Source organism: Anabaena sp. 90, from assembly GCF_000312705.1.
GTDB classification, from domain to species: domain Bacteria; phylum Cyanobacteriota; class Cyanobacteriia; order Cyanobacteriales; family Nostocaceae; genus Dolichospermum; species Dolichospermum lemmermannii.
In genome coordinates this window covers 724,348-740,417 of record NC_019439.1, presented here as the reverse complement: position 1 = coordinate 740,417, position 16,070 = coordinate 724,348, and the positions used below count along the sequence as shown (strand labels likewise).

Genomic DNA, 16,070 nt, shown 5'->3' with positions numbered 1-16,070 from the left:
TTAACAATACCATGAATACTAAACATCGCAATTGGATAAGCATACTCAGTTTATTACTTTGGGCAATCATTTCCACCACAGCTTTAGCAAGTTTTGTCCCTACTGCTGTAGCACTGGAATATAACAAAGAAATTCTGATCAGTGCTGATTTTTCTGGACGTGATTTAACAGATTCTAGTTTTACTAAAGCAAATCTTCGCTACAGTAATTTTAGTCACTCTAATTTAAGAGGTGTTAGTTTTTTCGCCGCCAATCTAGAATCAGCAAATTTACAGGGAGCAGACCTAACTAATACTACATTAGATTCAGCGCGATTGATTAAAGCCGATTTAACCAACGCCATATTAGAAGGAGCATTTGCCGCTAACGCCAGATTTGATGGTGCTATAATAGATGGTGCAGATTTTACCGATGTACTACTGCGTCAAGATGAACAAAAGAAACTATGTAAGTTGGCAAAAGGTACTAATCCCGTGACAAAAAGGGATACAAGAGATACTTTATATTGTTCTTAGATCAGATCAGATACCCGGCTTCTTAAACAAGTCGGGTATCTGACGCTTACAGTATTTATATATTTTGTAAAATTTGTGAAAGTGTTAATTTGAGTTCTGGAAATAATGGCGATATAATTAAATCATTACCTCTAAATTGATTAACTATGTATTCATCATCAACTAAAGAATAAATAGAAATAGTCGGTTGTTTAGGATTACCAATAAATCTTTTACCACCGAAAGCACCATAATCAACTATCCAATATTCAGAAATACCCATTGATTCATAATCGTTGGTTTTATGAGTATAATCTGTTTGCCAATTACTGCTAACAATTTCTATTACTAAAGGAACTGAAGCAGCTTGAGTAATGGTTGATTCTTTTTTCCACAAAGGTTCATTAGGTAAGTTAGCAGGATTGAGTAATAAAATATCAGGTGAATAGGCAGATTCAGATTTTGGTGTTTTGATTAATGTTGTTTTAGGTATGAGGTAAGAAAGATTAAGTCTATCTAATTCTCCTGATATCTTACGGGCTAAAAAACCAATTACGAATTCATGATCTCCTACTGGTGGGTTCATTTCTACAATTTCTCCATTGTGTAATTCATAACGTGATCCTGTTTCTGGATAGGATTGGATAAACTCCTCAAAGCTGACTGATTTGGTTAAGGTTTGAACCATGATTCACCTCTTGAATGGTGATAATTTGCTGATTTTAATTATACTATATAGAAATCCAATATTACCAGAAATTTTGGTTCTAATGCTCTGAATAAAGTGAAACCCAACATTGGCGTTAAGATAGTAAGAGTTGTTGGGTAACATACGTCAACCCAACCTACAATAAATGTTTACATAAAGGGAACGTTAGAGCCAAAATTATTGATTTTATGTAACCAATTTATGATATAAAATTGTTATTTATCTCCTATAAAATATGCACCAGCAAGAAATTCGACTGAAACCCGGTACATTATGGACAAGTCTTAAAAAAACCACCGAACTAGCTTTAAAATCTGGAGCTTTAAAATCTATTCCTACAGAGTTGGAAATTTTTGAAAAAGATGGAATCAAGTTTGTTATCAGAATTTTAGAAAATATCAACCGCAAAAACGCTGATAAGGCTAAAAAAGATCAAGAAGCGACTAAAACTGGTAAAGAATTTAATCCTTTTTTACCCTACGAAGAAGATTTATTTGTCACAGATATCTCTAATACTCATGTTTGTATTTTAAATAAATTCAATGTTGTTGATTATCACTTATTAATAATCACCCGCGCTTTTGAACCACAGGAAAGCCTACTTACCCTAGAAGACTTAACAGCAGTATGGGCTTGTTTAGCAGAATTTAATGGGTTAGTATTTTATAATGGTGGTAAACTTGCCGGTGCGAGTCAACCACATAAACATTTGCAAATTGTTCCTTTTACAGAAACAGATATTCCCATTTCACCACTTTTGAAAACAGCAAAATTAGAAAATGATCTGGGAACTATTCCAGAATTTCCCTTTTTACACGCTTTCACTACTCTTAAAATGGGAGAAAGTGCAGAAGTAACCTTAGAAAAATATCATACTTTATTGCGAACTGTGGGAATTAAACCTCTAGAAAATAATATGCAATCAGGAGCATATAATCTTTTATTTACGCGAGAATGGATGTTAATTATCCCCCGCAAACAAGAAGAATTTGAGAAAATTTCTGTCAACTCACTAGGATTTGCGGGGGCATTATTAGTTAAAAATCAACAACAAATGCAATTACTAAAAAATATCAACCCTATTAACCTTTTAAATAATGTTGCTTTTCCTAGACAACAAAATTGAATCTTAGACTACAATATGAGTTATTGTATTTCCTTTGCGTCTTTGCTCCTTAGCGTCTCTGCGCGAAACAAAAATCATAAAAAAGAGGAAAAATCATGGAATCTTTAGACATAAAATGGATTCGTTCCCAGTTTCCCGCACTCACACAAACAATCAACGGAAAACCAGCAATTTTCTTTGATGGACCCGGTGGCACACAAGTACCCGGTGGAGTATTAGACGCAATTAGTGATTATTTAGTTAGATCAAATGCCAATGCTCACGGTGCTTTTACTACCAGTATGCGAACCGATGCCTTGATTATTTCTGCCAGGGCAGCGATCGCCGACTTCCTAGGATGCGATAATGATGAAGTAGTATTTGGCGCAAATATGACCACCCTCACCTTCTCCGTGAGTCGCGCTATCGGTAGAGAACTACAACCTGGTGATGAAATAATTGTTACAGACTTAGACCATGCAGCCAACATTTCTCCCTGGTATGCCTTAGAAGAAAAAGGCGTAATTATTCGGACTGTTGATATTAATATCGCCGACTGTACTTTAGATTTAAACGATTTAGAAAAAAAGATAAATTCCCGCACCAAACTAGTAGCAGTAACTTACGCTTCCAACGCCGTTGGCACAATTAATGATATTGCTAAAATAGTCAAACTCGCCCATAAATTCGGGGCTTTAGTATATGTTGATGCCGTTCATTATGCCCCCCATGCACCGATAAATGTTCATCATTTAGACTGTGATTTTCTCGCCTGTTCCGCCTATAAATTCTTTGCCCCCCATTTAGGAATCCTCTACGGAAAAAGAGAACATTTAACCAAATTTTCCCCTTATAAAGTTAAACCCGCATCAGAAGAAGTCCCTTCCAGATGGGAAACAGGAACATTAAATCATGAAGGTTTAGCCGGATTAGTAGCAGCAATTAATTATTTAACAAAATTAGGTTGTCATGTTTCCCCAATCTTAGATAACGAATTACTTTCATCCTTAATAGAAGCCGACAGAGAAGGTTTAACTACCTTCCATTGTCCTCGATTTTTGACTGCACCAGAACAAGAGAATCATGAATTAGTATCAGCTTATCATAGCCGACGAGCCGCATTATTAGTAGCAATGTCAGCCATCCAACAATATGAAAGAGAATTAAGCAAAAAGCTAATTTCCGGATTATTAAAAATCCCCGGTTTAAGCCTTTATGGTATTACCGAACCCAGCCAATTTACATGGCGGACACCAACCGTCTCTATTCGCATAGAAGGAAAAACACCAGAAACAATCGCCAAAATATTAGGAGAACAGGGAATATTTGCTTGGTACGGCAACTTCTATGCAGTTAACCTCACCGAAAAATTAGACGTAGAAACATCAGGCGGCCTATTAAGAATCGGACTAGCCCACTACAACACAGCCGCAGAAATTGATCAACTGCTGCAAACCTTAAATGAAATCGTCTAAAACCTTTAAATTACAGCTATCTTCTTCCTTTGCGCCTTTGCTCCTTAGCGCCTACCCTTCGGGATCTCTAAGAGAGATTGCGCGAAACAAAATTGAAAATAGCTGTAAACCCCACTAACCGCAGTCCTCAACCTCACAAACCCGACGAATATTGAGAATATCACTCATTTTCTTAAGTTGCACAAATAAATGTTCCAACTGAGAACAATCGCGGACATCAATACCCAAATTCATCAAAGCGGGTTGTCCCAAAGAAGTTTTCACTTGAGCATGACGGACATTAATCCCCTGGTCACTCAAACGTGACAAAACATCTTTTAATACTCCTACCCTATCCATAGCCTCAATTTGTATATTAATAGGATAAGTATGAGTACGACTGCGGTTTTCCATAGCTAAATTCCAGCGGACTGGGACTAAACGCTCATACTCAACAGGATCTACATTATGACAGCCTTGGCGATGAATAGAAATTCCTCTTAGTCGCGTCACTACACCCACAATCGCTTCCCCAGGAATGGGAGTACAACAGCCAGCGATATGATGAACCAAACCCTCCATACCAATAATTGGGGAATCACTAGCACGGGAACTAGTGGTTAACATATCCCGTGAAGTTTTTGGCGTTGGTTCTTTGGGAATAAATGGAACAACATCACTTACAGGTTGTCTAGCTTTGACAATTTCCCGCCAGCGGTTCAGTGCTAAGTTTGAGGTAATTTCCCCATAACCCAAACCGGCGAGTAAATCTTCCACACTGTGATAATTACATTTTTCCGCCACAGTTTGCATAGCGTCTGATTTGAGCAAATTCTCAAAACCAGTTTTCCCCAATTCCTTCTCTAATAAATCCCGTCCCCTAGCAACATTTTCTTCCCGGCGCGATCGCTTGTACCATTGTTTAATTCTATACTTCGCAGCCGAAGTGCTAACAAAATTTAACCAATCTAAGCTGGGATGACAATTCTTTTGGGTAATAATATCCACAATATCGCCATTATGCAGACGCGTGGATAAAGGAACAATTCGCCCATTGACTCGCGCCCCCGCACAGTGATTTCCGACTTCCGTATGAATCCGATAGGCAAAATCTATACTTGTAGAACCGGGACTTAAAGGAACAACATCCCCCTTTGGGGTGAAGACATAAACGTCATCTTCAAATAGATTGTCTTTAACACTATCTAAGTATTCCTGAGCATCCTTTAAATCACTTTGCCAATCTAGCAACTGCCGTAACCAAGTAAACTTTTCATCAGTGCTGGTCACAGGAGTATTTTCAGAACCCCCAGTTTCCTTATACTTCCAATGGGCAGCAATACCATATTCCGCGATATGGTGCATTTCCAAAGTCCGAATTTGCACTTCCAACGGGCGGCCAGTCAAGCCAATTACTCCGGTATGCAAAGACTGATAATGGTTTGGTTTAGGCAAGCCAATGTAATCTTTAAATCTACCAGGAATGGGACGAAAAGAATCATGAACCACTGCCAAAGCCCGATAACATTCTTCATTGGTTTGAACAATAATTCGCAGTGCTGCCAAATCGTAAATTTCATGAAATTCCTTTTGCTGCCGCTGCATTTTTTGATAAATGCTATAAAGGTGTTTAGGACGACCACTAATTTCCAGACAATTAACACCAGCTTTGAGTAACCGACGGCGCAAAGTATCCGTAGCTTTGAGTAATTTTTCTTCCCGTGCCGTGCGTTTTTCCGCGACACATTGCTGAGTTTCTCGATAAGCTTCTGGTTCTAAATATTTAAATGCTAAATCCTCTAATTCCCATTTAATTTGCCAAATCCCTAAGCGATTCGCCAAAGGTGCGAAAATATCTCGTGTTTCCTGGGCGCTGCGTTGACGACTAGCTTCGGACATATATTGAAGGGTTCGCATATTATGCAAACGGTCTGCCAGTTTTACCACAATTACGCGAATATCTTGCGCCATAGCCAAAAACATTCGCCGGAAATTTTCCGCTTGACTTTCGGTTTTGCTAGTAAAATTTATTTTCGACAGTTTGGTAACACCTTCTACCAATAGCCGCACTTCTGCTCCAAACCGGGCTTCTATATCTTCACTTGTAACTTCTGTATCTTCAACTACATCATGGAGTAATCCGGCTGCTATCATAGCCGGACTACCACCTAATTCACGGAGTATTTCAGCTACAGCAACAGGATGGGCAATATACGGTTCTCCCGACTTCCGAATTTGACCCCCATGCAGTTCATATGCAAACTGAAAAGCCCGACAAATTAAGGCATTACCGTTATACGTTCGGTCTTCTTCCTCTGTAAGTATCGGTGCTGGTGGTGCAATTAAACATTTGTTAAGCCAATCTGGGAGAACAACATCAACAGGGGGTTTGACAGCTACACTACTCATAAAATTAAAAAGGTAATTGGTGGATAGGTTAAGAGAAAAGCAAAATTGACAGCACGCCTATAAAATAGATGCTGGCTTAGAGATGATGCCCTAATTGCTTGTAGTCATCATCCATAGCAGCTTGCCTGCAAAGATCATAAAAAATACCTATTGACGGCAAACCAAGCCTTAAATCTGATTTTAAGGCTTGTAATTTTGATAATAAACAAAAGAAATTTCGGTTGTATGAGAAAATTTTCTTGACATTAATACTATCTTAACTAGCAACAGATGTCTTTTAATTGTGATAAATATCAGGAATTGGCAACATTTCTAGATGAGTTTCGAGCTAATGTAACGGCAGGTAAACTTAATTTACAGAAATTAAAGCAGAATTTAGCCCAGTTGCAGGGATTTTTTATCCAGCAAATTGTCCCGTTGGTTGATGCTAATTCGCGGGAACAATCTTATAAAACGGAAATAAATAAGCAGTTACGACTCTTGGAAGTAGATATGATGTTTCTCCAAGGGGCAAAGCAATTAACAACATTACAATCTAGGTTGAAAAATATTGAAGAACGCATTGATACTTTAATTAGATATTGTCAGGCTATTACCCAGCCAATAGAAGAAAAGGAATAATTTAGCTACAAATATACTGAAATTTGATGAATTTATTTGACACAGAGGCGCAAAAGAAGAGAGGAACAAGAGTTTTTTCAATCTATACGTTTCGCCTATGATTGTGCCAAAATGAATGTAACTGTTGTTTGTTCATCTATAACCGATGACTTGGTAAACAGGGCATAAATTACAGTGTAGTAGTTGTATTTTTTTACAATACATCTCTCTAAAATTAATTCAATCTGTTTATTTTTTAAAAAATATTATGCACATTTCCCGGTTTAAAGTGAAGAATTTTAAGTTATTTCAAGATATTGAAGTAGTGTTTAATCCGACTCTTAATATTTTTACTGGAGTTAATAATTCAGGAAAAACTACACTACTACAAGCGTTATCTTTATGGCATGAATGTTTTACTAAATTAATTAGAAAAGCCCTTAGAGCAACTGGTAATTATAGAAGAAATGACTATATTTTAGGAACTACTCAAGACAAATATTTTGATCAAATTAATAGTGTTTTGAGTCCTAATTTTGAAGATATTTTTTATCAAAGAGATAAAAACAATAAAATTGAATTATCCGCGACACTTGCCAATGATAATGAAGAAATCACAATATGTTTTAAAATTAGTAGTTCAGGACGTAATTATGTAATTGAGTTACTTGATTTTGGCAGTTATGATTTTAATAAATTCAATAATTTTTTCCAAAATTTACCTTCTCCTTTTAGTTTTTACTATACCTCACCTTCTAGTGCAATTCGCCAAATAGAAAGATTCGTAACAATCCCACAAATTCAAGAATCTATCATCAATCGTGATTCATCAAGGGTTATTCGTAATCGGTTATATCAACTTTATAACTCTTCTGATCCTTCTTTGTTTAGCAGTTTTTTAGAGGCTCTATCTTTTATTCTTTACAATCGAAATCGGAGCATGAATATTTCTACAGTTAGCCAAATTCAAAAAGATGTAACAGTTGTATTTAATTTTAAACATAATGAAATAGACATTGAAAAAGATATTGCACTTCTAGGTAGTGGCAGTTTACAAATTATTGAAATTTTGCTAAATCTTTATCATCCTTCTTCCATTCAAAAAGACTTAAATTTGATTCTTTTGGACGAACCTGATAGTCATATTCATAGAGAAATTCAGAGTCGTTTATTAAAAATATTAGTGCAATTCTCTGAAAAAAATCAAATTTTTATCACAACTCATAACGAAGCGTTAATTCGTAGTGCAAATTTATCTAATTTATTCCATCTTGATGGTCAACCTACAGGCATATATAAAACCATAGATAGCAATAATCTGATAGCAGTAAATTCGCGCTTTTCTGGTATTTATCCCTCTCAAGTTAATCCGGTTATTAGTGCATTAGGAATGGTGAGTGGGTTAGATTTTTTAAATGCCATTGAATCAGATACTCTAATCTTTGTTGAAGGTGCAGATGATGCACAAGTAATTGATATCTTACTCAAGCAGAATATTAGTAATAATAAAAAATATGTTTATTGGGTTTTAGGAGGAGTTAGTGAAGTTTCTGAGAGAATTTTACATTACAAAACCGTTTTTTCGGAAGTTAAAAACAATCAAACACTTTGGGAGAAATCTGTATTAATAATAGACAGAGATTTTTTGATTGACACTCATCAATCTGGACTTAATAATGAGTTTCAGAATAGAATTTACTTGAAATCTCATATTTGGTCTGCTTACACATTAGAATCAACTCTCTTTACTGATATACCAAAATTAGCTCGATTGTTAAACAAATGGTTATTAAAAAAAGGTATAAATGTTGATATTAATATTTTGGAAAATGAGTTACAAACTAATTATTTAAATCATGAACTTATTTTAGCAACCCGCTATAATGATCAGAAATATGAGGACTTAGCATTTTGGTATAAAAATCTTCAAATTAAATTAAATACTGTCTTAGACAATAAATATATGAAAGCTAATGACCAACAACTAAATACTAAGGTACGTCAGCACGTTAATAACTGTTTTACAAATAAATATCTTTTTAAATTGATGACAAAAGATGATGTGGAAACTGTTATTTCCGCTACTTTACAGCCTCATGGAATTAGTTTTGATGTAAAAACTGAATTTATTGAATTAATTGAGCAAGTAGATATATCACTTTGGTTTGATGAGTGGAATTTTTTAAATTCAATTTAGGGTTTTAAGTTACTATTTCGTGTATATTTTAGATAGAGGATAGTTATATGTTCACCAGAATACGCCGTCTTTCAAATCAATTTTTTAATAACTCTCGAACAGTCAATAATGAACCACTCAATAAAGTGAGTTTGATTGTCATTATTTTAGTTGATATTTTCATTTTAATTAACGTTTTTACAGGTTTAAATAATATTAGTGAATGGCATCTTAGCCCAACTCAAGCTTATCCATGTTATTCTGAATGGAATAATTATAAAACCCAAACTACCAAAAATAAAGATTATGAATTTTTGAGAAGTTCACTACCTTATGGTAACAATGAGCAAAGAGTTCGGCAAACATATCAAAATGTAGAAATTGGACATTTGGGTAAAGTTTCCGAAATATGTTTGAACTACGGTGAATCTAAAGATAAACTGAATAATCCTCAAAATCAGAAAATTCTCACCACAATAAATCAGACCCAGGATAAAATTAGTCGTCTTGAACAAGCAAATAATACTATTCGTCAACAATATGATTCAAGCTTATTAGAAAAAATTGCTGGTCAGTCTTCAGGTAATTCCATTAATCAGGTTCGCGCAGAAAAAGCTAAACAGGAATTAGCACAAAATAGCGAGAAGATTTCCACATTGAAACAGGAAATTGCTAACCTGCAAAATCAACTGCTGACAAAACCTGAAAGTATTAATTTTCTGTCTTTTCTCAAAGAGGAAACTAAATTTAATCAAGTTGAAAAAGGTTATAAAGACGCATCATTTTGGTATCCCAGCATTCAATTAGTATTTCAGGCTATCTTTTTACTCCCGTTAATTCTCATTGCCTTATTAGTTAATAACTTCAGCCAACGCAGAGGATATGGATTAATAGCATTAATTAGCTGGCATTTATTAGTTATATTTTTAATTCCGTTAATTCTGAAAATATTTGAATTTCTGCAAATTGGTATAATATTTCAATTCTTATTTGATGTTATTAGTTCCCTGTTTGGTGGATTAATCTTCCTAATTAGTTACGCTTATATTTTGCTAATTCCTTTAGTTGGTTTTGGCATGATTAAATTCTTTCAAACCGTTGTATTTAATCCTAAAATTCAAGCAGTTAACAGAATTCAAAAATCACAATGTATTCGGTGTGCTAAAAAAATTCGTCCTCAAGATAGCCACTGTCCCCACTGCGGTTATTATCAATATATTGAATGCCATAACTGTCATAATTTGACTTATAAAGAATTACCTTATTGTCATCATTGTGGTGCTGATCAAAATTCTGATACCGCAGGACAAAATTAACAATTCAAGAAACTTAGCAAAATTAAACTTATCAACATATTTTCACGCCTATTGATTAGATATTATTGAATTATTGACTTTAAATCTAGGCAGACAATTTATGTCATCAATTACCAATGTCACCGAAGCCACATTTAAGCAAGAAGTGTTAGAAAGTCAAACTCCTGTTTTAGTTGATTTTTGGGCCCCTTGGTGTGGTCCTTGTAAAATGCTAACTCCTGTAGTTGAAGAAGTGGCTGCGGAATACGAAGGACAGATAAAAGTAGTAAAACTGAATACTGATCAAAATCCTACCGTTGCTAGTCATTACGGAATTCGCAGTATTCCTACATTGATGGTGTTTAAAGGGGGACGACAAGTCAAAACAGTTGTTGGTGCTGTTCCTAAAACTACATTATCTGCTACCTTAGACAAGTATATTGCTGCAAAATCATAGTTAAAAACACTGGGAATTTCTGTAATAAATCTCCCTACAAAGGATTAAAACTCCGTATTTACCTCCTCCGTGCCTCCGCGCCTCTGCGTGAGAAAAAAAATTAATCAATAACCAACGAACTGCGTACAAAAAAGCGTTACCCTAAGCGGATAGGATAAAACAGAGGAGAATAGCGTGACTGCAAACACCCAAATCCCAGCATTAGACGTACCCAGCGCCATAGTACAACGTCGTTCCATCAAAACCTTCAAACCAGACCCCATCTCCCCAGAATTGCTCAAGCAACTGGTAGAATTAACCGTAGCTGCACCCAGTAGTTTTAACGTCCAATCGTGGAGAATCGTTTTAGTTGAAGACGAAGCTCAAAAAGCAGCGTTATGTGCTGCTTCTTGGAATCAAAAGCAAATTATCCAAGCGCCTGTTACCTTTGTTTTTGCTGCTGACGCTGCTGCGGGAGAAAAAGATATCACACCCATTTTAGAACAAGGTGCAGCCACTGGGGCTTGGAATGAGGGGACAGTTAATTACTTTAGAGGTGCGATTCCGCAATTTCAAGCTAGTTTAGGAGACAAGCGCCGGGAATACGCCATTAAAGATGCCATGATAGCTGCTACAAATTTAGTATTAGCAGCTGAAAGCTTGGGTTTATCCACCTGCTTTATGAATGGTTGGATTGAGGAACAGGTTAAAGCTATAATTGGGGCTGAGAATGATCCTGATATCGCTATTGCTGTTTTAGTACCTGTAGGTTATGCGGCTGAACCCCGGTTAAATCCCGGTCGTTTACCATTGTCGGTTAATGTTTCTGTGGATAGACTCGATAACCCCTATCAAGGTTAATTAGGGATTTGGGGATTTGGTGGGTATGAATGCAGATATCAGGTAAGTGAAATATATTTTTGTTTCGCGCAGAGGCGCTAAGGAGCAAAGACGCAAAGAAAAAATGTTGCACAGAATCATAAAATTCATTAATTCATCCCTCTTTATCTGCGTTTATCTGCGTTTATCTGCGTTCAATTATTCTTAAAATATTATTCTATCCAGCTTCATTTTCATCCTACCTACTATAAAAACTATATATTTCGGTTTTTTAAATCACAAAGTGATAATTTTTTATTGTACATCAATAAACATAAAAATATTTGGTTTTGATTTAAAAATATTGTAATAGAGCCAAGATCAAAATCTGCTTTTGGCTCTCTCGTTAATTCTAGAAGTTCTGCTTTTAGTTTTTTTGACAATTCATAAAAATTTACGTCTAGTAAATTCAACCTCTCACAGTGATTTAGTTTAGCTACATCCATAATTACTGTTGTGACTATGAAGAAATCACTTGACGGTTATACATTGCAGCAAACTCACACCAGATTTATCAAATAACTTTTTGGTATCAGTGAGTGAGTATCTAGCAATTATTTAAGTTTGGCTAAGGAGTAGTAAATCAGTCTAGGAGAATTTAATGCTGGATTTTTTCACTTCATTGAATGAGCATAATTTACCATATCCAGATCCTTTACATCCTATCGTGGTTCACTTTGTAATTGCGATGGTGCTATTTTCTGTTTTTTGTGATTTCGCTGGTTATGTAACTGGTAAAACTACTTTGTTTGAGGTGAGTTGGTGGAATATGTGTATTGCCACTGTAGCTATTTTTGTGGCAATTATTTTTGGTCAATTTGAGGCTGGTTTAGCAAAACCCTACGAACTCGCTAAATCAGTTTTAAATATTCATACTCTCATCGGTTGGTCACTTTCAGGTATTATTGCCACTATTACTGCTTGGCGTTATGTTTTGCGGAGTCGTAATCCGAAAAAACTCCCTTTTCATTATATAGCTGTGGCAGTTTTATTAACAGCCTTGGTTGGTTTTCAAGTATATCTTGGTGATGAACTGGTATGGGTGTATGGCTTACATACCGTACCTGTTGTGGAAGCGGTAAAGGATGGAATCTTGCCATGAACTCAGAATTATTAGACCAAATTAGTCACCAAATGGGTGCAAATGGTTTACCTTATGCCATTCCGATTCATCCTAATTTGGTACACCTCACATTAGGTTTATTCATCATTGCCATTATCTTTGATATTTTAGGTGTGTTCTTCCCTTTGGAAAAATGGCTATTCAATTTTTTGGGAATTAAGGTTGAACGTTCTCAATTATTTGATGTCGGTTGGTACAACATTTTTGCTGCATCTGTGATTACATTTTTCACGGTTGGTGCAGGTTTTTATGAAATGTTATTAGCAGCCCCACCAGCAGATATCAAAAGTCCTTGGGGAATGCTGGCAATGCCCACAATGATGTGGCATGGTGTGGGTGGTGTATTACTATTAGCGATGATGGTTGGCATGACCTTTTGGCGAGGTTGGCAACGTTACGTTATCGGCAAACATGAAGAGAGAGAAGTGCAAATTTCTTATCTGGTTGTCGGTGTAATTATTATGTTGCTGATGTATTTTCATGGAACATTAGGAGCGCACCTGGCAGCAGATTTTGGTGTTCACAATACAGCCGATAAATTACTACGAGCAGGACAAGACATCAATCAAATCTTTGGTAATAGGTAATGGGTAATTGGTGATTGGTAATTGGTAATTGGTAATTGGTGATTGGTGATTGGTGTAAAAATTCTTGTCTAACAATTCACAACTGACCATTAACAAATGACCACTGACCACTAACCACTGACAACTAACAACTGACCATTATGAAAATTCGGCAATTTCTCAACTTTTTGACCATTGTTACTGGGGCAGTTGCGGTAACTCTTACTAGTCTCTGGATTGGTAAACAGGCTTATTCTTGGCTTCCTCCCCAAGGGGCTGCTGAATCTCATCTGATTGATGATTTATTTAGCTTTTTGGTAACATTAGGATCTTTAATTTTCCTGGGAGTAACTGCTACTCTTTTCTATTCTATTTGTTTCCATCGGGCAAAAGCTACAGATTTAGGTGATGGGCCTCACATTGAAGGTAATGTGACTTTAGAAGTAATTTGGACAGCAATCCCAATTATGTTGGTGTTGTGGATTGCGGGTTATAGTTACCAAGTTTACGAAGAAATGGGTATCCAGGGACCATCTCACCAGATCCACTTACATAATCCGATGAAGATGGAAACTGCTGAAGCTGCGCCAGATGAGGCTTCAGAAGCCGCAGTAGCTGAGGATGTAGAACATATTGATGTATCCGCTAAACAGTGGGCTTGGGTGTTTCATTACCCCCAAAGCAATGTTACCAGTACAGAATTGCATTTACCGAGCGATCGCCGTGTCCGTCTAAATCTGCATTCGGAAGATGTACTTCACGGCTTTTTTATCCCCGCTTTCCGCCTCAAACAAGACATTATTCCTGGTAACGACCTCGACTTTGAATTTACTCCCATTCGCCCCGGTGCGTATGATTTAACCGACTCTCAGTATAGCGGTACATACTTTGCCACCATGCGAGCCAAAGTCATTGTGGAATCACCTAGCAACTATCAGCAGTGGTTAAGCAAAGCTGCCAGTCAAACACCCAGCCCAGCCCCTAACCAAGCGGCTTCCGAATATGCCCTCAAAGTAGAAAACGGCATTGATAGCGGTTGGAAAACCGTTGAACCTGCTGCACCACCATTAGTCAATTTCCCAGGTTAACTTCGTTATTTTCATGACCACTGACAACTAACAACTGACAAATGACTAATATCCCCATTCATGTTGCTGGTGAATCACATCACCACGAACCACCCCAAACCTGGAAAACATACTTCAGCTTTAGTACAGATCATAAAGTTATCGGTATTCAATACCTCGTTACTTCCTTTATCTTCTTTCTCGTTGGCGGTATCTTCGCCATGATTCTGCGGGGAGAACTCATTACCCCTGAAGCTGATTTAATTGACCGCACAGTATACAACGGAATGTTCACTATGCACGGAACAGTGATGCTGTTTCTGTGGACATTTCCCTCTCTCGTTGGTATGGCTAATTACCTCGTTCCCTTGATGATTGGGGCGCGAGATATGGCATTCCCCCGCTTGAACGCTGTCGCTTTTTGGATGGTTCCTGTGGTGGGTATTCTCCTCATGTCCAGCTTCTTTGTCCCCGGTGGCCCTGCTCAATCTGGTTGGTGGGCATATCCCCCCGTCAGTACCCAAAACCCCACGGGCAACTTGATTAACGGTCAAGTTCTGTGGTTATTAGCGGTGGCTATTTCCGGTGTCTCTTCCATTATGGGTGCGGTGAATTTTGTCACCACCATTGTGAAAATGCGAGCGCCGGGAATGGGTTTCTTTAGAATGCCTCTCTTTGTTTGGGCAGTATTTAGCGCTCAAATTATCCAATTATTTGGACTGCCAGCTTTAACAGCCGGGGCTGTAATGTTACTTCTTGATATTACAGTGGGAACTGCCTTTTTTGATCCTACTAAAGGCGGAAATCCGGTGATGTTCCAGCATTATTTCTGGTTCTATTCTCACCCTGCGGTATATGTCATCATTTTGCCTATCTTCGGGATTTTCTCGGAAATCTTTCCCGTTTATTCCCGCAAACCTTTATTTGGTTACAAAGTCGTTGCTGTTTCTTCGATGTTAATTGCTGTAGTTAGCGGCATTGTTTGGGTACACCATATGTATGTGAGTGGTACTCCTGGTTGGCTACGGTTGTTTTTCATGGTGACAACCATGTTTGTATCTATTCCCACAGGGATTAAGGTATTTGCTTGGGTGGCAACTATTTGGGGCGGGAAAATTCGCTTAACTACACCAATGTTATTTGCTTTGGGTGGTTTGGTAATGTTTGTATTTGCTGGGATTACAGGAATTATGCTTTCTTCTGTTCCAGTGGATGTTCATGTTAACAATACCTATTTTGTTGTTGGTCATTTCCATTATGTTCTCTATGGAACTGTAACTATGGGAATGTATGCAGCTATCTATCATTGGTTTCCCAAAATGACGGGGAGAATGTTCCACGAAGGTTGGGGCAAAATCCATTTTTGGTTAGCATTTATCGGCACAAATTTGAATTTCTTACCCATGCACCCTTTAGGTTTGCAAGGGATGTTACGCCGTGCTGCTTCCTACGCACCTGAATTAATTGGTTGGAATATTGTTGCTAGTTTGGGTTCTTTTCTGTTAGGAATGTCTACTCTTCCTTTCATCTTCAATATGTTGATTTCTTGGATGGATGGAGAAAAAGCTTCTGCTAATCCTTGGAGAGCAATTGGTTTGGAATGGACTGTTTCTTCTCCTCCTCCTGTTGAGAATTTTGAAGAAATTCCGATTGTTACTTGTGAGCCTTATGGTTATGGTAAGTCTGAATTAATGGCATCTTCTGAACATGAGTAATGGGTAATATAGCGATTCTATTTGATGTGTAAATTTGATTTT

General features: G+C 37.0%; 15 protein-coding genes. 12 read left to right on the top strand and 3 right to left on the bottom strand.

The window, feature by feature from the left end; translation table 11 throughout:
* Positions 1-11: 11 nt before the first annotated feature.
* Positions 12-515 (top strand): pentapeptide repeat-containing protein, encoded by a 504-nt coding sequence (locus ANA_RS22155; RefSeq protein WP_015083647.1) that lies wholly within the window; start codon positions 12-14, stop codon positions 513-515.
* Positions 516-570: 55 nt separating this feature from the next.
* Here ANA_RS22155 and ANA_RS22150 read toward each other — a convergent pair whose 3' ends face one another.
* Positions 571-1,182 (bottom strand): Uma2 family endonuclease, encoded by a 612-nt coding sequence (locus ANA_RS22150; RefSeq protein ID WP_015083646.1) that lies wholly within the window; start codon positions 1,180-1,182, stop codon positions 571-573.
* A gap of 256 nt (positions 1,183-1,438) precedes the next feature.
* On the opposite strand from ANA_RS22150, the gene ANA_RS22145 reads away from it, so the two are divergent.
* Both ANA_RS22145 and ANA_RS22140 read left to right on the top strand, forming a co-directional pair.
* Positions 1,439-2,329: an ATP adenylyltransferase family protein gene (locus ANA_RS22145; RefSeq protein ID WP_015083645.1), complete on the top strand. Its 891-nt coding sequence runs from the start codon at positions 1,439-1,441 to the stop codon at positions 2,327-2,329.
* A gap of 95 nt (positions 2,330-2,424) precedes the next feature.
* Positions 2,425-3,783, top strand: a complete 1,359-nt coding sequence (locus tag ANA_RS22140; RefSeq protein WP_015083644.1) for a cysteine desulfurase-like protein — start codon at positions 2,425-2,427, stop codon at positions 3,781-3,783.
* A gap of 114 nt (positions 3,784-3,897) precedes the next feature.
* Here the strand turns inward: ANA_RS22140 and ANA_RS22135 are convergent, their stop codons facing one another.
* Positions 3,898-6,171, bottom strand: coding sequence for a RelA/SpoT family protein (locus ANA_RS22135; RefSeq protein ID WP_015083643.1), 2,274 nt, complete (start codon positions 6,169-6,171; stop codon positions 3,898-3,900).
* Between the two features lie 270 nt (positions 6,172-6,441).
* On the opposite strand from ANA_RS22135, the gene patD reads away from it, so the two are divergent.
* The 5 genes from patD to ANA_RS22110 all read left to right on the top strand — a co-directional run bounded on the left by patD (position 6,442) and on the right by ANA_RS22110 (position 11,539).
* Positions 6,442-6,792, top strand: coding sequence for a heterocyst frequency control protein PatD (patD, locus tag ANA_RS22130; protein WP_015083642.1), 351 nt, complete (start codon positions 6,442-6,444; stop codon positions 6,790-6,792).
* 247 nt (positions 6,793-7,039) lie between these two features.
* Complete coding sequence (locus ANA_RS22125; protein ID WP_015083641.1) at positions 7,040-8,968, top strand: ATP-dependent nuclease; 1,929 nt, start codon at positions 7,040-7,042, stop codon at positions 8,966-8,968.
* Positions 8,969-9,015: 47 nt separating this feature from the next.
* Positions 9,016-10,263 carry a zinc ribbon domain-containing protein gene (locus ANA_RS22120; RefSeq protein WP_015083640.1) on the top strand — a complete coding sequence of 416 codons (1,248 nt, stop codon included), beginning with the start codon at positions 9,016-9,018 and terminating at the stop codon, positions 10,261-10,263.
* A 100-nt stretch (positions 10,264-10,363) separates the two neighbouring features.
* Entirely contained in the window at positions 10,364-10,699 is a 336-nt protein-coding gene (trxA, locus tag ANA_RS22115) for a thioredoxin (RefSeq protein ID WP_015083639.1), read from the top strand.
* Positions 10,700-10,873: 174 nt separating this feature from the next.
* A complete protein-coding gene (locus ANA_RS22110) occupies positions 10,874-11,539 on the top strand; it encodes a nitroreductase family protein (protein WP_015083638.1) in 666 nt (221 codons plus the stop codon).
* A 233-nt stretch (positions 11,540-11,772) separates the two neighbouring features.
* Here ANA_RS22110 and ANA_RS22105 read toward each other — a convergent pair whose 3' ends face one another.
* Positions 11,773-12,003 (bottom strand): hypothetical protein, encoded by a 231-nt coding sequence (locus ANA_RS22105; RefSeq protein ID WP_041458608.1) that lies wholly within the window; start codon positions 12,001-12,003, stop codon positions 11,773-11,775.
* Between the two features lie 155 nt (positions 12,004-12,158).
* On the opposite strand from ANA_RS22105, the gene ANA_RS22100 reads away from it, so the two are divergent.
* The 4 genes from ANA_RS22100 to ctaD all read left to right on the top strand — a co-directional run bounded on the left by ANA_RS22100 (position 12,159) and on the right by ctaD (position 16,028).
* Entirely contained in the window at positions 12,159-12,659 is a 501-nt protein-coding gene (locus ANA_RS22100) for a DUF2231 domain-containing protein (RefSeq protein WP_015083637.1), read from the top strand.
* Positions 12,656-13,267 (top strand): DUF2231 domain-containing protein, encoded by a 612-nt coding sequence (locus ANA_RS22095; protein WP_015083636.1) that lies wholly within the window; start codon positions 12,656-12,658, stop codon positions 13,265-13,267. Before ANA_RS22100 ends, ANA_RS22095 begins: the two co-directional genes overlap by 4 nt.
* 140 nt (positions 13,268-13,407) lie before the next feature.
* Positions 13,408-14,334, top strand: a complete 927-nt coding sequence (locus ANA_RS22090; RefSeq protein WP_015083635.1) for a cytochrome c oxidase subunit II — start codon at positions 13,408-13,410, stop codon at positions 14,332-14,334.
* A 41-nt stretch (positions 14,335-14,375) separates the two neighbouring features.
* Entirely contained in the window at positions 14,376-16,028 is a 1,653-nt protein-coding gene (gene ctaD, locus ANA_RS22085) for a cytochrome c oxidase subunit I (RefSeq protein ID WP_015083634.1), read from the top strand.
* The last annotated feature ends 42 nt before the right edge of the window (positions 16,029-16,070 follow it).